The following is a 21,420-nucleotide window of genomic DNA, read 5'->3' as shown; positions in this document are numbered from 1 at the left end:
GACTTCCCGGAAGACTGACTACCCTTGTGGGCCCACAGCTTCCAGCAAGTCGGCGGCCAGAATTGACGCTGACATGGACACAAGTTCTGGATCGCCGAGGCCTTCTTCGGCGCGGCCCGCCATCAGGGACCCTATTGCTTCCGGACCGGAAGCAAAAACCAAAGTAAGGTGCTCGATGGCTTCTTTGGTCGCTTCCTCACTGACGTTGTCTGCCAAGAGGCGATCAAACCCAGCTGCCAGATCATCAGTGTCTATGGCACGCAGGATTCGATACGCGTCGTGCGCATCCTTGTCCAGCAGACGGTGCGGCGTCCCGATCCGTTCCGCAAGCTTGTGAAGCTTTGCAACAAGCAGAGCGGCCGGGCCCGCCACCTTGACCTTCGTGACACGGCTATCGTCGGGAGCAAGCGCAGGGACTTCAAGAACGCTGTGGTCAATCAGCGTGGCTTCGAGCCCACGGGCCCGGCGGGTTGCGCGTCTGTCATGCGGAGGTATCCTTGCACCGCGAGTGCCTGCCCCAGCAAAGCTCTCGGGAACCATCAGATCAACCGGAATGCCGTCCAAGCTGATCCAGGCGCCCGGCTGGCCGGTCGCCGAAGGTACGAAACCTGCGACCCTCATGGCGTCTTCGAGAAGCGGATCGTCCCCCAATAGTCGGGGATCTACAGCCACATCGCTGTCCTTCGTGGCTTCAGCCAAAGCCACATCAATGCCGCCCGTCCTCAGATAGACGGCCTGAGCCCCGATAACTATGACTGCATCTTTGTGCTCATGCAGTGCTTCAAGCGCATCAAGCAGCACCGAACGAGCGCGGATCAGCAAATCTTCGCCGTTATCTCCAGAGCTGTTCATTCCGCACCATCCAATCAATTAATTCTTCGGCTTCGGAGGGAGCCCGCCCTGGCCCTGTCATAAGGTCAACGGCAACCTGTGCCGGTGCCGCCAGCTGTAGACCGTCTTGGCGGGTGATGACTCCCTTGAAAGCAACTCCGTATGCCGGTTTTGCGAGTAGGACATTCACGCCTGATTCTGCTGGGCGGAGACCCCACTCGCCTGCTGCCGTTATGGGGTCAGCCGTGTAGATCATGGCCGACCGGGATGGCGCATAGGCTGCCCAGTGGGCAGCAGCTATGGAGCCGGTCACTGCGTAGTCTTGGACGGAGCTCGTACGCATTCGGTTCAGCAGGTCCTCGAGCCCACGTGGTGCGATCCAGCGCGTGGTCATGTTGGATTTCTGAAATTGGTAGTCAAGGCTCCATCTCCGGAGCAACGAAGGCCAGTCTGGGATATTCAAAAGACCATTCTCGGTTCTTTTGATGAGTTCTTCACCTTCAAGAAACTCGATCACTCGATATACGGAACCAGTTGATGCTCCGGATTCGGAAACAAGTTCCCGAATCTTCCAGGGCCCAGCTCTATCTAGGAGCGAGCGGACTACTTTTGCGGCGGGCTCCCCCTTCAACGTTCCCCTAGGTCGACCTCGCCCCCTCCACGGATCCGAATCATCGCCACGATCCGATACGAACAGGGCAGGTGACTCCGTGCGCACAAGTATGTTGCCCGTCGCGTCAGCGTAGGAGAGACCGAACTGAGCCAGGCGGTCGCGAACCGATGGTGGTAAATACCGCGCAACTACCATTCCAATTGAATCGCCGAACTCCAAAAATCGTTCGAGATGCTCCTCAAGGGGGGCTATATCCCGCACGTCCAGCAATCGTTTGGCATGGACAAAGATTTTTGTCTGCGTACCGTCCGGGGCGCGGAGAAGAAAACAGGAGTCCCAACGCCTGTCTGCGGACAGGACTTCTACCTCCAATGACCAGTCGGTGGGGATCCGTTCACGAAGAAGCGCCTCAGCTATCGTGGGCAGATCAGCCTCAGTTGGTGGCGCGTCCAACGTCTTCGCTACATGCATGTTCAGATAATAACCTGTTTCCGCTGACTACGGAATAGTGCAAATTCCCGAACATCGAGCTCCTTTCAATCAGGCGTTCGCGATGGCCTCTTTCAGCGCGCCGAGCACCAGGGTCACTGAGGCACTGTTGGCGTTCGGGCCCATCATGCCGATCCGCCACACCGTGTCCGCGAACTCCCCAACGCCCGAGCCGATCTCCATACTGAAGTTCTCCAGAAGGTAGGCGCGGACGGCGGCCGAGTTGACGCCGTCGGGAACTTTGACCGTGGTGAGGCTCGGCAGGCGGGAGCCCTCGGCGGCAAACAGTTCCAGCCCCATGGCCTGAAGTCCGTCCTGCAAAGCGGCGCCCGCAGCGCGGTGCCGTGCCTGCACAACGTCCAGGCCCTCCGCCAGGATGCGGTCCAGTGCGGCTTCGAGGCCTGCGATCATGGTGACCGGCGCAGTGTGGTGGTACGTCCGGGCCCCGCTCGCCGCGCCAACATAACCGCCGAGCAGGCCAATGTCGAGGTACCAGGAGCGCGGATCCTTGACGCGGCGCTCGAAGGCACGGTCGGACACCGTGAACGGCGACAGCCCCGGCGGGACGCCCAGGCACTTCTGCGTTCCGGCGTATCCGACGTCGATACCCCAGTCGTCCGCCAACAGCTCCAGTCCGCCGATGGACGTGACAGCGTCGGTGATGAGCAAGGCATCCCCTTTGCCGGCGCCGAGCGCGGCGATGTCGGAGAGCACGCCCACGGACGTCTCGGCGTGGACAGCGGCGATGACTTTCGGGTTGGGATGCGCCGAGAGTACTCGGTCAGCATCCACGGGCTGACCCCATTCGTGATCCACCCGCACCACGGTGGCTCCGCAGCGCCGGGCCACCTCACACATGCGTGCCCCGAAAAGTCCGTTGACGGCGATGACTGCCACGTCGCCGTCGGACACGGTGTTCACAAACGCCGCTTCCATCCCACCGGAACCCGTGGCACTCAACGGGAGCGTCCGCGCGTTGGCTGTCCCCCAGACGGCCCGGAGGCCTTCGCACGCATGGTCGAGCCGTTCGATGAACACAGGATCGAGATGCCCGAGCACGGGATAGGCCAGAGCCGCCATGGCTTCGGGGTAGCAATTGCTCGGGCCGGGACCGAACAGGAACCTGGACGTCAGAATTTCTGGCATGTGAACTCCTTCAGCTGGTTGAGGTCATTCTGCCCCAGCGTGCTGGGCGGAGCGAACCAAACCCGCCCCTGCGGGCTTCTTGGGGCGCCGGAGCCGGTCCACACCCCAGATGGCCAGCGCGCCCAACGCGAAAAATGCCCCGAGCACGCTGGCACCAGCCCAGCCCCACCCGTCGTAGACGGGGGCGACGGTTGCGGCCCCCACTGCGCTGCCCACGGAGTAGAACACCATGTAACTGCCAATGATGCTGCTGGCGGATTCCTCGGCGCCGGCCACGATCATGGTCTGGCTGCTGACATGGACGGCCTGGACGGCGGCGTCCAGCACGATGATGCCGGCGATGAACCACAGCAGCGACCAACTTCCCAGTGACAACGCCACCCACGAGCCAAGGAGAGCAAAGAGGCTCACTCCTGTGACACGTTGCCCCCATCCCCGGTCCGCCGCGGCACCTGCCCTGGAAGCCGCCAGTATTCCCACGAGCCCGGCCAGCCCGAAGAGCCCAATAAGGCTTGGCGGGAGATTCCACGCAGGGCTGCCCAACAGCAGGGACATACCGCTCCACAGCACTCCAAAGGACGCGAAAAGGAGCATGGTGATGAGCGCCCGGGTCCGGAATACAGGGTTGCTGCGCGTCAGGAGCACCACGGACCCAACAGCACGCCGGTAGCCAACCTCGCCTCGGACACGGCGGTCCGGCGGGAGCGCGCCGAAAGCTGCGATGGCCAGGACCGCCCCGGCCACAGCCGCGAGGACATAGACCGACCGCCAGCCCCACAGGTCCGTCATGCCTCCTGCCACTGTCCGCGCCAGGATAATGCCACTCACGACGCCGGCAGTGACGGTACCGATACTTCCGCCCCTTTGCGCTGGGGTGCTTGAGGCGGCGGTGAACGCCACGATGGTCTGCACGACGGACGATGCCAGCCCCAGGAGCATGAAGCCGATGAGCAGTGCTGCCTGCGAGGATGCGAACGCCACGACGCATGCTCCTGCTGCAGTGGCTCCCACCTGAAGGGCGATGAGTGCGCGCCGGTCCACCAGGTCTCCCAGCGGCACCAGGAAGACCAGCCCGAGGAGATACCCGGCCTGGGCCGACGCCACCACCCATCCCACGCCTGACACAGGGATTCCCACATCCGCCCCGATGCGTTCCAGCAGGGGTTGCCCGTAGTAAAGGTTGGACACCATGAAGCCAGCCACGACCGCGAGCAACAGCAGGAGGCGGCGGCTCAGTCCCTGCTTGGATGTCGTCTGAATACCGCCGGTCACAAGGCGCCTCCTAGTTTAGTTTCAATATGCAACCATTTGAGCCTATGGCAGAATGGTTTCATGTTGCAACCAACCGACATGGACTGGACGGATCCCGAGTGCCCCGTCGCGAGGGCCGCTGATCTGCTGGGGGACAAATGGATCCTGCTGATTATTCGGGATTCGCTGGACGGCAAACGTCGCTTTTCGGAGTTTGAGAAGTCCCTGGGGGTGGCGAAGAACATCCTCTCGGACCGTCTCCGGCTTCTGGTGGACAGGGGCGTGCTGACCCGGATGCCCAATGACCGCGGCACCCGCAGCGAGTACCAACTCACACGTGCCGGGCTTGACCTGTTCACACTGGTCCTCAGCCTCCGGCAATGGGGAGAGCGCAACGCGTTCGGCACCGACGAACGGCACTCCATCCTGGTCGAACCCGCCACGGGTGACCCGGTCCCACAACTGCGCCCCCTTGACCAAGACGGCAACGAGCTTGGACCGCAGGAGACGCTGCTCATCAGGGTGAGCCACCACCCCGAACCGTGACCGGACGCAGCACCAGGAAGCCCCAAGCCCAAACTGCTAAGGTTACTCACCATACTGAGGCCGCCACGGTAAGGGGACGAGAGTGACGACTGAAGGAAAAGAGTCGGTGGAAACCGGCGTACGGGGCGAGGTCAGCCAGGATCGGTTCGTCGCCGGGCAGGACCTGACGCGCTGGAAATCCCCTGTCGGCCGGACCATGGCCCGGAGCGCCGAGTGGGTTACCGGATTACTCGGCCCCTACGCTGCACTGGTCATCACACTCGTCGCGGGACTCGGCGTTGCCCTCTGCCTGGCCTCGGTGTTTGGCGAGGTCTACGAGTCGGTGACCGAAGCCGACGGTGTCGCCGGCCTGGACGATCCCGTCCTCGCAGCAGCCAAGACGGTCCGTTCCCCCGCCTTGGATGTTGCCGTCACGGCGTACACAAACATCGGCGGCACAGTGGGCATGCCCATCATCGCCGTGGGCATCATGATCTTCCTGGCCACGCGGCGCCGGTCATGGACACCCGTCATCCTGATGCTCGCCGCCGGACTGGGTTCCCTGGTGATCACCATCCTGGGCAAGCCGATCTTCGGACGGACCCGCCCCGACATGGCCGATGCGATCCCGCCCTACGAGCATTCCGCTTCGTTCCCCAGCGGACACTCCCTGAACTCGATCGTGATCGCAGGCATCGTGGCATACCTGATCATCCTGCGGCTCAAGACCATGCGGGCACGGGTGATCACGGTGGTAGTGGCGGCAGCCTTCGCGCTCACCATGGGCTTGAGCCGGGTGTACCTCGGCCATCATTGGCTCACGGATGTACTGGCAGCCTGGGCTATCGGCATCGCGTGGCTGGCCCTCGTCATCACCGCCCACCGCCTCTACCTGACCGTGCGGACAAGACGCCAGGGGGCGGTAGTCTCTTGACATCAAGCGGATCCTTCAGCTTAACTAAATTACGTATGCTGAAATAACAGTTCCATGATGCGGAAGCTTGAAGTAAAGACTTCCTCTTGCCCAGCAAGAGTTCCGCATAGCCCACACCATGGATGCCAGCATTTTGCACGAGGATGACACAAGCATGGAGCTTGCAGTATTCAACAGTGTTGACCGGGACGAGGCCATCAGGACCCTGACCCCTTGCCTGGATATCAGCCGCTGGGTCGAGGCCATCGTGGACGCGCGCCCCTACGCCAGCGTCGACGAACTGCTGGGGCAAGCCCAGCGTGCCGCCGAGCCCTTCACCGCCGATGAGGTGGAGTCAGCCATGGCCCACCATCCCAGGATTGGCGAGCGCCCCAAGGCCCAGACCACCGAAGCCGCGATGTCGCGTTCGGAGCAGGCCGGCGTTGACCCGGGCGACAACCACACCACAGCCGCCCTGGCCGAGGGAAACCGGGCCTATGAGGACAAGTTCGGCAGGGTCTTCCTGATCCGCGCGGCAGGTCGCAGCGCACAGGAAATGCTCAGCGCCCTCCAGGAACGCCTCACCCACACCCCCGAAGAAGAAGACACAATTGTGGCCGGCCAGCTCCGCGAGATCGCACTGCTGCGCATCTCCGGACTGATCAGCGAAGGAGTCAACGCATGACCGTTTCACAGGTAACTACCCACATCCTGGACACCGGTTCCGGCCGCCCGGCGGCGGGTGTCGCCGTCGTACTCTACGTCCGCGAAGGTGACGACTGGACCCTGGTGGCGAAGGGCGAAACCGACGCCGACGGCCGGATCAAGACCCTTGGACCGGAGCGGATCCCCGGCGGCGCATACCGTTTGAACTTCGCCACGGGCGCTTACTACGAGGGCCTCGGCACGGAGACGTTCTTCCCGGAGGTGGACCTGAACTTCACGGTTTCCGACGCCGGCGAGCACTACCACGTGCCGCTCCTGCTGAGCCCGTTCGCTTTCTCGACGTACCGCGGCAGCTAACCGACCCCTCCGCCGAGTTGCCAGATAATGCCAATGTTCCTGCCGAACATTGGCATTATCTGTCACTTGGGCAGGGAACGGTACGCTTGAAGGCATGGCTTCAGAGGACACCACCCCCAATTCCGCCCGTCGCGAGATCACGGTTCGCCGGGCACCCAAGTTCGTTCCCTTCATGATTTTGGGGGCCGTGGTTGGTGCAATCGTCGCCGCCATCATCGCCTACGGCCGCCAGGCCGACCCCGCCTTCGATGCCGGCACCGTGTTCGGGTTCTTCCTGATCGTCTGCGCGGGCGGCGGCGTCATCCTCTTCTCGATCCTCGCCCTCATCCTGGACCGCGTCAGCGTCAAACGCTCCGAGCGCGCCGTTGTGGAAGCCGTCCCGGATTCGGTTCCGGACGAAGGACCAGAGCACGACGACGTCCGCTAAGTCGGGCGCCCAACGCGCCTCTTCGGAGGGGAGTCGATGTGAGACACACCGCATTTTCGCGGGAACACGCCAGTTCACGGGGTCACATAGGCTGCGAGGGAACTTACCACGGCCACAACATGAGACAATCGACCAGTGGCACGTGGCGACGGAAAACTTTCTCATGATCTTCTCCCCGGCGAAAAAGGCCCCCAGGACGCTTGTGGCGTCTTCGGGGTTTGGGCTCCCGGTGAAGAAGTAGCAAAACTCACCTATTACGGGCTGTATGCGCTGCAGCACCGCGGACAAGAATCGGCTGGTATTGCTACCAGTGACGGCAAGCGCATCAATGTCTATAAGGACATGGGCCTTGTGTCCCAGGTCTTCGATGAGACGACCCTGAACACCCTGACCGGACACCTGGCCGTAGGCCACTGCCGGTACTCCACCACCGGTGCAAGCCACTGGGCCAACGCACAGCCAACCCTGGGTGCTACGGCAACCGGCACGGTTGCCCTGGCCCACAACGGCAACCTGACCAACACCGCTGAACTCCGGGAAATGATCCTCGAGCGCAACGACGGCCAGCTGACCGGTGAAATGAAGCAGGGCAACACCTCGGACACCGCACTGGTGACCGCCCTCCTTGAGGGCGAAGAGGGCAAGACCCTGGAGCAGACCGCGCTGGAGCTGCTACCCAAGATCAAGGGTGGCTTCTGCTTCGTCTTCATGGATGAAGGAACCCTCTACGCAGCCCGCGATACCTACGGCATCCGCCCGTTGTGTCTGGGTCGCCTGGAACGCGGCTGGGTGGTAGCCTCCGAGCAGGCCGGTCTGGCCACCGTTGGCGCAAGCTTCATTCGCGAGATCGAGCCCGGCGAATTCATCGCCATCGACGAAGACGGCGTTCGTTCGCAGCGCTTCGCCGAGGCAACCCCTGCCGGCTGTGTCTTCGAGTACGTCTACCTCGCCCGCCCGGATGCTGCCATTGCCGGCCGCTCGGTGTACGAGGCCCGTGTTGAGATGGGCCGCCAGTTGGCCCGCGAAAACACCCACGAGGCTGACCTCGTCATCCCGGTTCCCGAGTCCGGCACCCCTGCCGCTGTTGGCTACGCCGAACAGTCGGGGATTCCTTTCGCGCACGGCTTCGTCAAGAACGCCTACGTGGGCCGCACCTTCATCCAGCCCTCGCAGACCCTGCGCCAACTGGGTATCCGGCTCAAGCTCAACGCTCTGGAATCCGTGATCCGTGGCAAGCGCATCGTTGTGGTGGACGACTCGATCGTCCGCGGCAACACGCAGCGCGCCATCGTCCGGATGCTCCGCGAGGCCGGCGCAGCGGCGGTGCACGTCAAGATCTCCTCTCCTCCGGTCCAGTGGCCCTGCTTCTACGGCATCGACTTCGCGTCCCGCGCCGAGCTCATCGCCAACGGCGCCACCATCGAAGAGATCTCGCAGGCCATCGGCGCTGACTCGCTGGCCTACATCTCTGAAGACGGCATGATCGGCGCCACCCAACAGCCGCGCGAACGCCTCTGTACGGCATGCTTCACCGGCAAGTACCCGATCGAGCTTCCGCACGCGGACAAGCTCGGCAAAAACCTGCTGGAGCGCACCGACCTGGGTGGACTGCCCGCCGCGAATGAGGACACCTCCGAGGATCCGGCCGAGAAGCCCGGCGCCACGGGCTGCGATCCGGGACCCGACGCCGAATTCGAGAACCTGCTGACCGACGCTGATCGTTTGACCGACGCCGACAAGAAAGAGTCTGTATGACCTCCGCAACCCCTGCCGCTGAGAACAACTCCGGTATCACCTACGCCTCCGCGGGTGTCGACGTCGAAGCGGGAGACCGCGCAGTCGAACTCATGAAAGGCGCCATCAAGGCGACCCACAACTCTTCGGTGATTGGCGGCGTCGGCGGTTTTGCTGGCCTGTACGACGTCTCCAAGCTCCTCACCTACAAGAAGCCGCTGCTGGCCACGTCCACTGACGGCGTGGGTACCAAGGTTGCCATTGCGCAGGCCATGGACATCCACGACACCATCGGTTTCGACCTCGTAGGCATGGTGGTGGACGACATCGTCGTGGTGGGTGCCGAACCGCTCTACATGACCGACTACATCGCCTGCGGCAAGGTTGTCCCGGAGCGCATCGCGGACATCGTTCGCGGTATCGCAGCTGCTTGCTCTGTTGCCGGCACCGCCTTGGTGGGCGGCGAAACCGCTGAGCACCCGGGCCTGCTGGGTGAACACGAATACGACGTCGCAGGTGCCGCAACCGGCATCGTCGAGGCCGATGCCCTGCTCGGCCCGGACCGGGTCCGCGAAGGCGATGTCGTCATCGGGATGGCGTCCTCCGGCCTGCACTCCAACGGCTACTCCCTGGTCCGCCGCGTCATCAACCACGCCGGCTGGGCACTGGACCGCCAGGTTTCCGAACTCGGCCGCACGCTCGGCGAAGAGCTCCTGGAGCCGACGCGCGTCTATGCAGCTGACTGCCTGGACCTCGCCCGCACCTTCCCCGTGCACTCGGCCAACGCCGTTCACGGTTTCAGCCACGTCACCGGTGGTGGCCTGGCCGCCAACCTGGCACGCGTCCTCCCGCAGGGCCTCGTGGCCACGGTTGACCGCAACACGTGGGAACTCCCCGCCATCTTCAAGCTGGTCTCCGAGCTCGGCAACGTTCCGCTGGCCGACCTCGAGCGCACGCTGAACCTCGGCGTGGGCATGGTTGCCATTGTTTCCGCCGAAGCAGCCGACGCCGCAGTGGCCCGCCTGAACGACCGCGGCCTGCCGTCCTGGGTCATGGGGACCGTTTCGGCTGACAGCGACTCGATCGACAAGACCGGCCCGGATTACGTCCAGGGTGCCAAGGGCGTCGACGGCGGCGCCGTACGTCTGGTGAACGCCTACGCCTAAGCGGCTTATCGCCTCATCAAGAGAGCGGCCGGGCAGTTGAACTCAACTGCCCGGCCGCTCTTTCTTGTTGGTTGCCCTTCCTAGACCTGGATCAGGCTCAGCACGCCGCCTTGGGGATCCTGGATGGTGGCGAGGGAGCCTGTCTCGGGCTTGTCCTCCGGCTCCACCAGGAGCTCTCCCCCGGCGGCAACGGCTGCCTCAGCAGCCTTCCGCAGGTCCGATACCCCGAAGTAGATCTGCCAGGCAGCGTCATCGCCCTCCTCGGCAGGAACAATCCCGGCCACCTCGTCGCCATTGATCATCAGCGTGCTGTAGCTGCCGCCGTCATCCTGGGGATATTCGGTGACCTCATGCCCGAAAAGCTGCTGGAAGAACGCGACGGCGGCCTGCGGCTCGGGTGTCAACAGCTCGGCCCACGCCAACGCACCGGGCTCGTTGAACAGGTGGCTTCCCACGTGGGTTCCAGCCTGCCAAATGCCAGTGGTTCCCCCGCCTGCAGCTTCGATGAACGCCAGGACACCCGTGTCGGCCACAGCTTCCGGCCCGAACTGGAGCTTCCCTCCGGCATGGACGGCGTCCGCCGCGATTTCTTCCGTATCAGTGGCAGCGATGTAGATGTTCCACTGGCCGTGGGTTCCGGCAGCTTCTTGCCTGGGGTTCTGCGGAGCGATCACTGCCACCAGCTGATCCTTCACGAAGGCTTGCGAGTAACTGCGGCCATCCGGCGTCGGCAGGTCCTTGAAGGTCCAGCCGAACACCTTTCCGTAGAAATCCTTGGCAGCGGGAACGTCCCTTGTCTGCAGATCCGCCCAGCACGGCTCCCCGCTGGCGTAGTGCTTCCGCGCCGTCACGCTGCGAGTCCCGTCATGATGCTGAAGGCTGCTCCCGCAGGATCCATCAGGACAGCCATGCGGCCCACTCCGGGGACATCAAAAGCCGACGCGATGATGTGGCTTCCCAGCTCCACGGCCTGCTCTACGGTGGCGTCGATCTCCACCGCGCTGAAGTACGTCATCCAGAACGGCGACAAGCCCTCAATGGGCAGCTTGAGTGCTCCCGCTATGCGCTTTCCGTCCACCAGGAGGCTCGTGTACTCCTGCAGTTCACCGGCGGGCCCGGTCTCGCTGGAGCACCCTGTCACGGCCTCGTAGAACGCGACGGCCTTGGGGACGTCGTGGGTCTGCAGTTCATTCCAAATCATGGTTCCCGGCTCGTTCACCAACCCCGATCCGGGGTGGTTGCCCGCCTCCCAGAAACCGATCTGGGCCCCGGTGGGATCTGTGGCGAAGAACATACGCCCGCTGCCGTTGGGGACGGAGTCCGGAGGAACAACCAAGGTCCCGCCTGCTGCTTCAACGCGCTTAGCGGCTTCGTCGGCGGAGTCCACGGCGATGTAGTTGGCCCAGTAAGACGGCATTCCCGCAGGCGCATCCGGCAACTGCTGCATCATGCCTGCGACGTAGCGGCCCTGGAGCTTGGCCATGTAGTAGGTCATGCCGTTGCCGGCGTCCATGGCGTCCAGTTCCCAACCGAACAGGTCGCTGTAGAACTTCTTGGAGACCTCAATGTCGGTGGAGGACAGGTCCACCCAACACGGTGTCCCCTGCTTGTAGCTTTCGACCGCCGGCATGGCACTCCCTTTCAATGCACTCGACCTCAAGCCTACGCAAAAAAGGGCCCTCAGGGTACGCCAATGAATGGCGTGCCCTGAGGGCCCTTTCAAAAGATATACGGCACCCGAAGATGCGCGATGACCTTGATGTACGACGGCGGTCCGCAACTCAGTGCCAGCGGCACCTGTTGGTTGCGACAGCTATCCGATACGGCGGGTGTCTACCTCGTCGTCATCGTCTTCCGCGTACTTGTCCTCGTAGGCCGAATAGTCCGGCTCCGGGGGATCTTCGGGGAAGTGGCTCTTGACACGACTGGACGGACCCGTGAGCTCCCGCTCAAGTGCCGAATAGTCAGTGTTCGGGGAGTAGTACTTAATGTCCCGAGCCTGCTTGGTAGCTTTTGCCTTTTGACGGCCGCGCCCCATGGCGTGACCCCCTTTTGTACTTGGACCGGAGGTGGTCACCTTGGCTATCGGTGAGGCCCCGGAATGTTTGGTCAATTTGTCGTATGTCTAGATTACATGCTTTCGGAGGTGCCTGCGCGCCACCGCAGCGCCGCGCCGGGGCCAACTGCAAGCAAAACCGGCACCGAACACCGCCAAGAGGGCCGAAAATTGGGTAGAGTCTGCCTCAATGCGGCATCAGAGCAGGAAGGCACACCCCGGATTATGAGCCAGGACAACACTCCACCGCGTGATGGTTCACCTCGCAATCAAGACGAAGATGGGGTGCCTCCTGCACCCAAGACGCCACCTCCGCCGTCGGGCCTCCAACCTGATCCCGCCCCGGAGATCGACCCCGACTTCGTCCCGAATCCCGGAGAGCAACCGGACCCCGCTGCCCCGCCCACCGGTGATCAGGCGCCGGAAGATACAACTGCAGATCCGGCGCAGCCGGCTTTCGCGGGTCCGGCGCAGCCGGCTTTCGCGGGTCAGCAACCCTACGCGAGCCAGCTACCTTATCCTGGCCAGCAACCGTACCCGGGGCAGCAGACCGGCCAGGAATGGCGACCAGAGCCGCAGGGAGATCCGGTCAAGCGGCAGCGGCTGGTGATTGGCGGGATCGTGGTGGGCGTCCTCGTCCTCATCGGCGTAGTCATTTGGGTCCTGCTCAACCTGCTGGGCACCCGCCCGGAAGCAGCTGTCAGCACACCCAGCGCGACGGCAACCCCCGGCCCCCTCCCCCGCGACGCGAATTCCAAGGACTTCCAGGTGGGCGACTGCTTTGCCGACTTCGATCCCAATGCATCCAAGGCAAGGGCCGTTGCCTGCGACACCGAGCACTCGGCCCAGCTTGGCGCCATCCACCTGTACGGAGCGGACGAATCGTTCCCGGGCACCAATGCGTTGCGCGACAAGGGACGTGAAGTGTGCCGCAACGTGAAGCTCAACGCGGCAGCCGACAAGTACGTACTGCTTCAGCAGAACGTCTACCCCAGCACCACCAGTTGGGACCGTGGCGACCGCCGCGTTGATTGCTTCGTCGTTGTGGATTCCGGCAACACCATCACCGAGGACGTCCTCGAAAAGTAGCTCTCAGCTACTTCCTGCGAACCGTGAGACCTGTACCTGCAGCAGCACCGCCGTCGGGACCTGTGAGCGCCTCCAACCCCTCAAGGGTGAGTTCGTCCACGTCAGCTGCGGTGTCCACCAGCACAGTATCGCCGTCGCTGATCTCGCCGGCCAGGATTTCCTTGGCCAGGCGGTCACCGATCTCGCGCTGGACGAGCCGGCGCAGTGGCCGGGCGCCGTAGGCGGGATCGAAGCCGGACATCGCCAACCAGGCGCGCGCACCGTCGGTGACCTCCAGGCTCAGGCGGCGATCACGGAGCCGGTTGCTCAGCTCGGCGACATGCAGCTCCACAATCCGGGCAAGTTCCTCGACGGACAGCGGATCGAAAAGCACGATCTCGTCCAGGCGATTCAGGAACTCAGGCTTGAACGATGCCTGGACCACGGCCATCACAGCCTCGCGCTTGGCCCTGACATCCAGCGACGGGTCCACCAGGAACTGGCTTCCGGAGTTGGATGTCAGCACCAGGATGGTGTTGCGGAAGTCCACGGTGCGGCCCTGGCCATCGGTGAGACGACCGTCGTCCAGAACCTGCAGGAGGATGTCGAAGACCTCGGGGTGGGCCTTCTCCACTTCATCGAGCAGCACCACCGAGTACGGACGGCGACGGACAGCTTCCGTCAACTGACCGCCTTCCTCGTAGCCGACGTATCCCGGAGGGGCACCCACCAGGCGGGCGACGGCGTGCTTCTCGCTGTATTCGGACATGTCGATCCGGATCATGGCGCGTTCGTCGTCAAAGAGGAAGTCGGCCAGGGCCTTGGCCAGCTCGGTCTTGCCCACGCCGGTAGGACCAAGGAACAGGAACGAACCCGTGGGCCGGTTGGGATCGCTGATGCCTGCACGGGCACGGCGAACGGCGTCGGAGACAGCCTGCACGGCCTTGCTCTGGCCGATCAGGCGCTTGCCGAGTTCCTCTTCCATATGCAGCAGCTTCTGCGACTCGCCTTGAAGCATGCGGCCGGCAGGGATGCCCGTCCACGCTGAAATGACCTCGGCGATGTCGTCAGCGGTCACGTCTTCCGCGACCATCAGTTCAGGCTTCGACTCGCTCCGGGCGGACTCTTCCTCAGCAGCGGCGCTCAGCTCCCGCTCCAGGGCGGGCAGTTCACCGTAAAGAATCCGCGACGCCGACTCAAGGTCGCCTTCACGCTGGGACTTGTCCGCTGCCGAGCGGAGTTCATCGATCTTGGCTTTCAGCTCACCCACACGGTTGAGGCCTGCTTTCTCAGCTTCCCAACGCGCGTTCAGTGCGCTGAGTTCTTCGTTCTTGTCGGCCTTGTCCGCGCGGAGCGCAGCCAGCCGTTCCACCGACGCAGGATCGGTCTCGCCCTGGAGGGCAAGTTCCTCCATGGTCAAGCGGTCGACGGCGCGGCGGAGCTGGTCGATCTCTTCAGGGGCGGAATCGATTTCCATCCGGAGCCGTGACGCGGCCTCGTCCACGAGGTCGATGGCCTTATCCGGCAGCTGGCGTCCCGAGATGTAGCGGTTGGAGAGCGTTGCCGCCGCCACCAAGGCAGAGTCGGCGATGGCTACCTTGTGGTGCGCCTCGTAGCGTTCCTTGAGGCCTCGGAGAATGCCGATGGTGTCTTCGACGCTGGGCTCGCCAACGTACACCTGCTGGAAGCGGCGCTCCAACGCAGGGTCCTTCTCAATGTTTTCGCGGTACTCGTCCAACGTGGTGGCACCGATGAGACGCAGCTCGCCACGAGCCAGCATGGGCTTGAGCATGTTGCCCGCATCCATGGCACTGTCGCCCGTGGCACCGGCACCCACTACCGTGTGGATTTCGTCGATGAACGTGACGATCTGTCCATTGGAGTTCTTGATCTCTTCAAGGACTGCCTTCAGGCGTTCCTCGAACTCGCCACGGTACTTGGCGCCGGCCACCATGGACGCAAGATCGAGCGCGATCAGCGTTTTGCCGCGCAAACTTTCCGGGACGTCGCCGGCCACCATGCGCTGGGCGAGGCCTTCGACGACGGCCGTCTTGCCGACGCCGGGCTCGCCGATCAGCACGGGGTTGTTCTTGGTGCGGCGGCTCAGGACCTGGACGACGCGGCGGATCTCGCTGTCACGCCCGATGACGGGGTCCAGCTTGCCCGAGCGGGCCACCGCGGTGAGGTCGGTGCCAAACTTCTCCAGTGCTTGGAAGGTGTTTTCCGGGTCTGGCGAGTTGACGTTCCTGTCGCCTCGGACACCAGGCAGGGCGGCGAGCAGCGCTTCGTGGGAGGCACCGGCGTCGCGCATTAACTTTCCGACGGCGTCACTCCCGGCAGAGAGGCCCAGCAGCAGGTGCTCGGTGGAGACGAAGGAGTCGCCAAGTTTGTCGGCCTCGTTCTGGGCAGCCTGGATGGCCTGCATGGACTGGCGGGACAGCTGCGCCTGCTGGACCGAACTGCCCGACGACGACGGAAGCGCCTTGATGGCAGAGCTGGCCTGCACGCTGACGGCATCCGGATCGGCCCCGGTAGCTCGCAGGAGTGCCACGGCCACGCCTTCGCGCTGGTCCATGAGGGCTTTGAGCAGGTGGGCTGGCTCAAGCTGCGGGTTGCCGGCAGTTGAGGCGTTCATGGCGGCCGCAGAAAGGGCCTCCTGGCTTTTGGTGGTGAATTTGACGTCCAAAGAGTGCTCCCTTTCTGGAGTTGAACCAATACTTTCAAAGTTGAGTCTACTACGCTCAACTTTGATTTTTGGCCCACTGTGTTCCATGTTTGCCCACGGCGAAACCAGTGTCCAGAGCTGCCGGGTAGCAACGCAGCTTAGGCTGGGGCCATGGACTCAATCTCCACCGTGGACGAACTTGAAGAACTGATAGGCCTTCCCCTGGACCGCGTGCGCCGAAAGGTGCGGAGCTCGCTCAGTGATTTCGACCGGCAATGGCTGGCAGCGAGCCCCTTTTGCGTGATCTCGACGACGGACGCGCAGGGTCACGTGGACGCCTCGCCCAAGGGGGACCCGGCCGGCTTCATCCAAGTCCTTGATGACCACACCATCGCCATCCCCGAACGGCCCGGCAACAAACTCGCGTTCGGCTTCCGCAACATCCTGGAGAACCCGAATGTCGGCATCCTCTCGGTGGTCCCCGGACGCACGGACACACTGAGGATCAACGGCACGGCACGTATTGTCCGCGATGCCGACTTCTTCGAACTCATGGTGGTCAAGGGGCACCGTCCGCGCGCAGCTGTGGTGGTTTCCGTGGAGGAAGTGTTCACGCACTGCGGCAAGGCTTTCATGCGCAGTGGGCTGTGGCAGCCCGAGACGTGGAACCCCGGCGACCTGCCCAGCATCGCAAAGCTCGCCCAGGCCTACACGCAGCCCGAAACCCCGCTGGCAGACCTCGAGGACTACTACGGACCGTCCTACGCCGAGCGGATGTACCGCGAGTAGGCGTCAGGCCGGGTAGACCGACACCAGCGCTGCCTTGACCACGAACCGCACGTCCATCCCGGGAACAAGGCCAAGATCGGCCGATGCCGCGGGCGTGATGTCGGCGGAGAGGGCCGGTGCCGATGAACCCGTGCTGGCACGCACCCGGATCTGGTCGCCGTGCGGTTCAAGGTCCGTAACGGTCGCCGCGAAGGAATTCCGCGGGCTTCCGTGCACATCGCCCAGGAAGACGGAAACAGCCGACGGCGGGAACGCGGCCACGCCCGCCTGGCCGGACACAGGTGACCACTCAGGATCGTGCTGGCCGGCGAAAACCCTGCCATCCGGCGTCGTTATTCCCTCGCCCGAGATGACCCCCGTGACGAGGTTGAGCCCCGCCAGTCCGGCGGCGAACTGGCTCCGGGGGCGCTCCAGGACCTGACGGGTGGGTCCGGCCTCGGCAATCCGGCCCTGCTCCACCACGATCACGCGGTCCGCGAGCATGTAGGCATCCAAGACATCGTGCGTGACGATGATGGCCTTCCGGTCCTTGAGCACCCGTTTGAGGACACGGCGGAGCAACGGTGCTGCATGGATGTCGAGGGCTGCCATAGGTTCATCGAGGAGCAGCAATTCCGGTTGGGCCGCCAGGGCACGCGCCACGGCAACGCGCTGGGCCTGCCCGCCGGAGAGCTGGGCGGGCTTGCGGTGCGCCAGGGGCAGTGCGTCAACTTCGGCCAGCCAATGACCTGCCGACTCCCGCGCGGCCGCTTTCGAAACACCGGCACTGCGCGGACCAAACGCCACGTTGTCCAGGGCATTCAGGTGCGGAAACAGCAGCGCCTCCTGGGCCAGCAAAGCCGTGCCACGCAGGTGCGGCGCGCTCCACAGGCGAGTCCCGCCGTCGAGGTTGAACAGCGGTCTCCCTCCGATTTTCGCCGTGCCGGAATCCGGCCGGAGCAGCCCGGCGATCACACCCAGCAGCGTGGACTTGCCCGCGCCGTTGGGACCGAGAATGGCCACGGTCTCACCGTCAGCGAGGCTGAGCGACACGTCGAAGTTCCGGGCACGGAGGCTGGCCCGCAGCTCGAAGCTCATGCCTGGACCTCCGCACTGTTGCGTCGGCGACCATAACTGAGCCCCACCACGGCCACGGCGACCGCCACCAGTACCAGGGACAGTGCGACGGCGGCGTCAGCATCACTCTCACGCTGCAGGTAGATCTCCAGCGGAAGGGTCCGAGTAACTCCCTCCAGGCTGCCCGCGAACGTCAGGGTGGCGCCAAATTCCCCCAGGCTGCGGGCAAAGGACAACACGGCGCCCGACGCCAGCCCTGGCAGTACCAGCGGGAGCGTCACGCGGCGAAGCACGGTGGTGGGTCGCGCACCGAGGGTCGCCGCGACGGCCTCGTACCTGTTTCCGGCCGATCGCAGGGCACCCTCCAAACTGACCACCAGGAACGGCAAGGCCACGAAGGTCTGCGCGAGGATGACGGCAGTGGTGGAAAACGCGATCTGGATACCCGCCAACTCCAGGGACTTCCCCAGGAGGCCTTGGCGCCCGAACGTATACAGCAGCGCAATACCCCCGACGACGGGTGGCAGCACCAGCGGCAACAGGACGAACGAGCGGAGGAGCCGCTGTCCGGGGAACTCGCCGCGGGCAAGAACCAGCGCCAGCGGAACGCCCAGCACAATGCAGAGGATTGTGCTGGCCGCGGAGGTTCGCAGGCTCAGGCCCAACGCGGCCACCGAGGATTCGGACGTGATGAGGGGAATGAACTGCGGCCAGTTGACCTTCGCCACCATCGCCACCAACGGAAGAACCACCAAGAGGCCGCCCACGGCCGCCACGGCATAGACCCATCGCGGGATGCCGTGGTAGCCGGAGGTGCTCTGCCTGTTCATGGACGTCCTACGGTGCGCCAAAACCAGCGTCGCTGAGGACCTGGCTGCCAGCCTCGCTGGTGACCGCCGCGATGAACGCCGCCGCCAGTTCCTTGTTCTTGCTGGTTCCGACCGTGGCGATGGGATAGATGTTCACGGCCCTGTCCGACTCAGGGAAGGGGATGCCCTTGACGTTGTCGCCAGCTCCCTTCACGTCCGTGACGTAGACCAGGCCCGCATCAGCCTCGCCCGAGGTGACCTTGCCGAGGACATCGGTCACCGAGGATTCCTCGCTGACCGGGGTCAAGGAGACGCCGCTGGCCTTCTCAACCGTGTCCGTTGCCGCGCCGCAGGGGACCTGGCTGGCGCAGGTGACTACTTTGACGCCTGGCTTGGCGAGGTCCGCAAGGGAAGAGATCGACGCCGGGTTGCTGGGTGGGACGGCAATCTCCAGGACGTTCGTGGCGAAATTTGTCGCGGTACCCTCCACGAGTTTGGCGTCGGCCAGCTTGGTCATGTTCTTGGTGTCGGCGGAAGCGAAAACGTCGGCTGGGGCACCTTGGCTGATCTGCGTGACCAGGTCCGAGGAGCCTGCGAAGCTCAGCGCGACCTTGGTGCCGGGGTTCTTGGCTTCAAAATCCTTGGCCAGTTGGGTGAAGGTGGCCTTGAGCGAGGCTGCGGCAAAGACGGTCACTGTCCCGCTCAACTGGGCGCTGCCGCTGGTGCCCGATGGTGCTGCGGTGGGGGCTGTGGTGCCGCAAGCAGCGAGGACGCCGGCCAAGCCCACCGCCACGGAGATGCCCACAATGCTCGTCTTCAGGTGAAGGGTCCTCATATGATGCTCTTTCCCTGCGGTGTTTCGATGATGACGGTGGTGGCCTTGACCACGGCGGTGGCCACTGAGCCGAGTTCCAGTCCCAGCTCCCTGACGGCTTCACTGCTCATGAGCGACACCACCCGAAACGGGCCACATTGAAGCTCCACCTGCGCCATGACTTTGTCCGCGGTGATTCCCGTAACCAGGCCGACGAAGCGGTTCCGCGCCGAACTTCCGGATCGGGAGGGGTCGTCCGGGAGGTGGGATTGGTCGCGGGCAAGCGTGGCCAGTTCCAGCCCGTCCACGGCAAGCCGGCCCGCTCCGTCCTTCTGCGCGGTCAGCGTCCCATTTTCCGTCCAGCGCCTCACGGTGTCATCACTGACACCCAGGAAGCGAGCGGCTTCCGAAATTCGTATTTGCGGCATGGAATGATTGTAGTTCCGTAAATGCGGTGCATTGGCGTCGAATGATCCGCAGACGAAATATGACTCCCTCAGGACCAGCCGCGCCCGGTCCCGCCAGACGCGACCGTACGCAGTGGTGCGCCAGCCCCGGAGAGGTGCGCCCGCCGTCGTACTTCTTTGCGCTACCCATGGTCCCCGGGAAGGTGGAGCCGTACCCTGATCTAGGGGAGAGTCTTAGGCGCGAAGGAGCGTCCCATGGAATGGATTCGTCCGGACAGCCCGAACTACCACGAGGCCCGGAAACTCTTCAACGCGATGATCGACCGCAGGCCGGCTGTCATCGCCAAATGTTCTGATCCCGGGGAGGTTGCCGAGGCCCTCAGCTACGCCCACAACCACAATCTGGACGTGGCAGTGAGGTCCGGCGGGCACTCGGTGGCCGGCATGTCCACCAATGACGACGGCCTGGTGGTTGATGTCCGCCCCATGAAGTCCATCAGCGTGGATCCGGATGCGAAGACCGCCACGGCCGGCGCCGGACTCACCTGGGGCGAGTTCGACCGCGCCACGCAACAGTATGGACTGGCCGTCACGGGTGGGCGCGCCTCCACCACGGGAGTCTCGGGATTCACCCTGGGCGGCGGCTCGGGATGGCTGGAGCGGTCCTACGGTTTCGCGTGCGACAACCTCCTCTCCGTTGACCTGGTCACGGCCTCCGGCGACCGGGTCACCGCAAATCGGGATGAGAATCCGGAGCTGTTCTGGGCCCTCCACGGCGGGGGCGGAAACTTCGGCGTCGCCACCTCCTTGACGTTCCAATTGCACGATCTCGGGCCCACCATCATGGCCGGACTCATGTTGTTCCCCGGAGACGACGCCGCGGAGCTCTCCCGTGCCTTCCGCGGGATCGCATTGGAAGCTCCCGACGCCGTCGGAACAGCCCTCGTGTACCTCACCGCTCCGCCGGAAGAGTTCGTCCCGGAGGACATGGTGGGAAAGCTCGCCGTCGGCATGGCCTACCTCTACGCGGGTGATGTGGAGGCCGGCGAAGAGCACGCGAAGCCGTTCCGCGACCTTGGCCCCTCCGTGGATCTGGTCTCGCCCATGGGGTACGCGGATTTCCAGTGCATGATCGACGACCCTCCAGACCATTACAACTATTGGAGCGCCGACTACCACGATGAGCTCAACGATGACGCGCTGGACCTTCTGGTGGACTCTGCCCACCGACTTCCCGGAGCCCACTCGCAACAGTTGGTGGCGCGGTGGGGCGGAGCCGTTTCCGGACCTGCTGCCGCGAACACTCCCTTACAGCACCGCGGCGCAGCATGGGTCAGCCACCCGTTCGGCTTGTCGGAGACCCGGGAGGGCGGGCAGGACGCCAAAGCCTGGGTCAAGCAGTTCCGCCAGGACATCGCCCCCTACACCACGGGCGGCGTGTGGCTGAACTTCATCGGCGACGAGGGCCAGGACAGGATCATGGCCGCCTACGGAGAGCAGAACTACCGCCGGCTGTCCTTGGTGAAAGGCGAGTTCGATCCTGACAACGTGTTCCGCGGCAACCAGAACATCCTGCCGGCGGAGCGCTGAGTCTCCCCAGCTCCTTCCCAGTTGCCGTGGACAGCGCGGGCAGTGAAG

General features: G+C 64.0%; 22 protein-coding genes. 10 read left to right on the top strand and 12 right to left on the bottom strand.

All coding sequences use genetic code 11. The features are described from left to right. Nucleotides 1-18: 18 nt before the first annotated feature. The 4 genes from FQP90_RS08790 to FQP90_RS08775 form a co-directional block, all read right to left on the bottom strand. Complete coding sequence (locus tag FQP90_RS08790) at nucleotides 19-852, bottom strand: hypothetical protein (RefSeq protein WP_144649346.1); 834 nt, start codon at nucleotides 850-852, stop codon at nucleotides 19-21. Next, nucleotides 833-1,915, bottom strand: coding sequence for a hypothetical protein (locus tag FQP90_RS08785; protein WP_144649345.1), 1,083 nt, complete (start codon nucleotides 1,913-1,915; stop codon nucleotides 833-835). Before FQP90_RS08785 ends, FQP90_RS08790 begins: the two co-directional genes overlap by 20 nt. Before the next feature lie 69 nt (nucleotides 1,916-1,984). Continuing rightward, nucleotides 1,985-3,079 carry a pyridoxal-phosphate-dependent aminotransferase family protein gene (locus FQP90_RS08780; RefSeq protein ID WP_144649344.1) on the bottom strand — a complete coding sequence of 365 codons (1,095 nt, stop codon included), beginning with the start codon at nucleotides 3,077-3,079 and terminating at the stop codon, nucleotides 1,985-1,987. A gap of 24 nt (nucleotides 3,080-3,103) precedes the next feature. Continuing rightward, the gene (locus FQP90_RS08775; RefSeq protein ID WP_144649343.1) at nucleotides 3,104-4,351 is read right to left on the bottom strand and encodes an MFS transporter; all 1,248 of its coding nucleotides are present in this window, start codon (nucleotides 4,349-4,351) and stop codon (nucleotides 3,104-3,106) included. 60 nt (nucleotides 4,352-4,411) lie between these two features. Here FQP90_RS08775 and FQP90_RS08770 point away from each other — a divergent pair, with 60 nt between their 5' ends. From FQP90_RS08770 to purM, 7 genes are all read left to right on the top strand, one after another. Continuing rightward, complete coding sequence (locus FQP90_RS08770; RefSeq protein ID WP_144649342.1) at nucleotides 4,412-4,876, top strand: winged helix-turn-helix transcriptional regulator; 465 nt, start codon at nucleotides 4,412-4,414, stop codon at nucleotides 4,874-4,876. Nucleotides 4,877-4,958: 82 nt separating this feature from the next. Then, nucleotides 4,959-5,789, top strand: a complete 831-nt coding sequence (locus FQP90_RS08765) for a phosphatase PAP2 family protein (protein WP_144649341.1) — start codon at nucleotides 4,959-4,961, stop codon at nucleotides 5,787-5,789. 154 nt (nucleotides 5,790-5,943) lie between these two features. Further along, complete coding sequence (gene uraD, locus FQP90_RS08760; RefSeq protein ID WP_208759971.1) at nucleotides 5,944-6,453, top strand: 2-oxo-4-hydroxy-4-carboxy-5-ureidoimidazoline decarboxylase; 510 nt, start codon at nucleotides 5,944-5,946, stop codon at nucleotides 6,451-6,453. Continuing rightward, a complete protein-coding gene (gene uraH / locus FQP90_RS08755) occupies nucleotides 6,450-6,791 on the top strand; it encodes a hydroxyisourate hydrolase (RefSeq protein WP_144649339.1) in 342 nt (113 codons plus the stop codon). The genes uraD and uraH overlap by 4 nt, the downstream gene beginning before the upstream one ends. Nucleotides 6,792-6,885: 94 nt before the next feature. Continuing rightward, on the top strand, nucleotides 6,886-7,218 hold the full coding sequence (locus FQP90_RS08750) for a hypothetical protein (RefSeq protein WP_144649338.1): 333 nt from the start codon (nucleotides 6,886-6,888) through the stop codon (nucleotides 7,216-7,218). Nucleotides 7,219-7,353: 135 nt separating this feature from the next. Beyond that, on the top strand, nucleotides 7,354-8,973 hold the full coding sequence (purF, locus tag FQP90_RS08745) for an amidophosphoribosyltransferase (protein ID WP_144649337.1): 1,620 nt from the start codon (nucleotides 7,354-7,356) through the stop codon (nucleotides 8,971-8,973). Then, nucleotides 8,970-10,118 carry a phosphoribosylformylglycinamidine cyclo-ligase gene (gene purM / locus FQP90_RS08740; protein ID WP_144649336.1) on the top strand — a complete coding sequence of 383 codons (1,149 nt, stop codon included), beginning with the start codon at nucleotides 8,970-8,972 and terminating at the stop codon, nucleotides 10,116-10,118. Before purF ends, purM begins: the two co-directional genes overlap by 4 nt. 80 nt (nucleotides 10,119-10,198) lie before the next feature. Here purM and FQP90_RS08735 read toward each other — a convergent pair whose 3' ends face one another. The 3 genes from FQP90_RS08735 to FQP90_RS08725 form a co-directional block, all read right to left on the bottom strand. After that, entirely contained in the window at nucleotides 10,199-10,969 is a 771-nt protein-coding gene (locus FQP90_RS08735) for a VOC family protein (RefSeq protein WP_144649335.1), read from the bottom strand. Beyond that, complete coding sequence (locus FQP90_RS08730) at nucleotides 10,966-11,748, bottom strand: VOC family protein (RefSeq protein ID WP_208759970.1); 783 nt, start codon at nucleotides 11,746-11,748, stop codon at nucleotides 10,966-10,968. The genes FQP90_RS08735 and FQP90_RS08730 overlap by 4 nt, the downstream gene beginning before the upstream one ends. A gap of 183 nt (nucleotides 11,749-11,931) precedes the next feature. Next, on the bottom strand, nucleotides 11,932-12,156 hold the full coding sequence (locus FQP90_RS08725; protein WP_024818182.1) for a DUF3073 domain-containing protein: 225 nt from the start codon (nucleotides 12,154-12,156) through the stop codon (nucleotides 11,932-11,934). 303 nt (nucleotides 12,157-12,459) lie between these two features. On the opposite strand from FQP90_RS08725, the gene FQP90_RS08720 reads away from it, so the two are divergent. Beyond that, a complete protein-coding gene (locus tag FQP90_RS08720) occupies nucleotides 12,460-13,263 on the top strand; it encodes a septum formation family protein (protein ID WP_244296618.1) in 804 nt (267 codons plus the stop codon). Between the two features lie 7 nt (nucleotides 13,264-13,270). Here FQP90_RS08720 and clpB read toward each other — a convergent pair whose 3' ends face one another. Beyond that, nucleotides 13,271-15,928 carry an ATP-dependent chaperone ClpB gene (clpB, locus tag FQP90_RS08715; protein ID WP_144649333.1) on the bottom strand — a complete coding sequence of 886 codons (2,658 nt, stop codon included), beginning with the start codon at nucleotides 15,926-15,928 and terminating at the stop codon, nucleotides 13,271-13,273. Nucleotides 15,929-16,078: 150 nt separating this feature from the next. On the opposite strand from clpB, the gene FQP90_RS08710 reads away from it, so the two are divergent. Then, nucleotides 16,079-16,696: a pyridoxamine 5'-phosphate oxidase family protein gene (locus FQP90_RS08710; protein ID WP_144649332.1), complete on the top strand. Its 618-nt coding sequence runs from the start codon at nucleotides 16,079-16,081 to the stop codon at nucleotides 16,694-16,696. Between the two features lie 3 nt (nucleotides 16,697-16,699). Here FQP90_RS08710 and FQP90_RS08705 read toward each other — a convergent pair whose 3' ends face one another. Genes FQP90_RS08705 through FQP90_RS08690 form a run of 4 tightly spaced genes read right to left on the bottom strand, consistent with a single transcriptional unit; the run spans nucleotide 16,700 to nucleotide 19,803 of the window. Beyond that, complete coding sequence (locus FQP90_RS08705; protein WP_144649331.1) at nucleotides 16,700-17,773, bottom strand: sulfate/molybdate ABC transporter ATP-binding protein; 1,074 nt, start codon at nucleotides 17,771-17,773, stop codon at nucleotides 16,700-16,702. Then, complete coding sequence (locus FQP90_RS08700) at nucleotides 17,770-18,582, bottom strand: ABC transporter permease (RefSeq protein ID WP_144649330.1); 813 nt, start codon at nucleotides 18,580-18,582, stop codon at nucleotides 17,770-17,772. Before FQP90_RS08700 ends, FQP90_RS08705 begins: the two co-directional genes overlap by 4 nt. A gap of 7 nt (nucleotides 18,583-18,589) precedes the next feature. Then, nucleotides 18,590-19,396 (bottom strand): molybdate ABC transporter substrate-binding protein, encoded by an 807-nt coding sequence (gene modA, locus FQP90_RS08695; protein WP_144649329.1) that lies wholly within the window; start codon nucleotides 19,394-19,396, stop codon nucleotides 18,590-18,592. Continuing rightward, nucleotides 19,393-19,803 carry a TOBE domain-containing protein gene (locus tag FQP90_RS08690; protein WP_090823153.1) on the bottom strand — a complete coding sequence of 137 codons (411 nt, stop codon included), beginning with the start codon at nucleotides 19,801-19,803 and terminating at the stop codon, nucleotides 19,393-19,395. The genes modA and FQP90_RS08690 overlap by 4 nt, the downstream gene beginning before the upstream one ends. Before the next feature lie 234 nt (nucleotides 19,804-20,037). Between FQP90_RS08690 and FQP90_RS08685 the strand changes: the two genes are divergently transcribed. Beyond that, nucleotides 20,038-21,372: an FAD-binding oxidoreductase gene (locus FQP90_RS08685; RefSeq protein WP_144649328.1), complete on the top strand. Its 1,335-nt coding sequence runs from the start codon at nucleotides 20,038-20,040 to the stop codon at nucleotides 21,370-21,372. Nucleotides 21,373-21,420: the final 48 nt, after the last annotated feature.

It is taken from the genome of Paenarthrobacter nitroguajacolicus (assembly GCF_007786235.1).
Classification (GTDB): domain Bacteria; phylum Actinomycetota; class Actinomycetes; order Actinomycetales; family Micrococcaceae; genus Arthrobacter; species Arthrobacter nitroguajacolicus_A.
The sequence above is the reverse complement of the archived record's forward strand: the minus strand, read 5'-3'. Positions and strand labels throughout refer to the sequence as shown.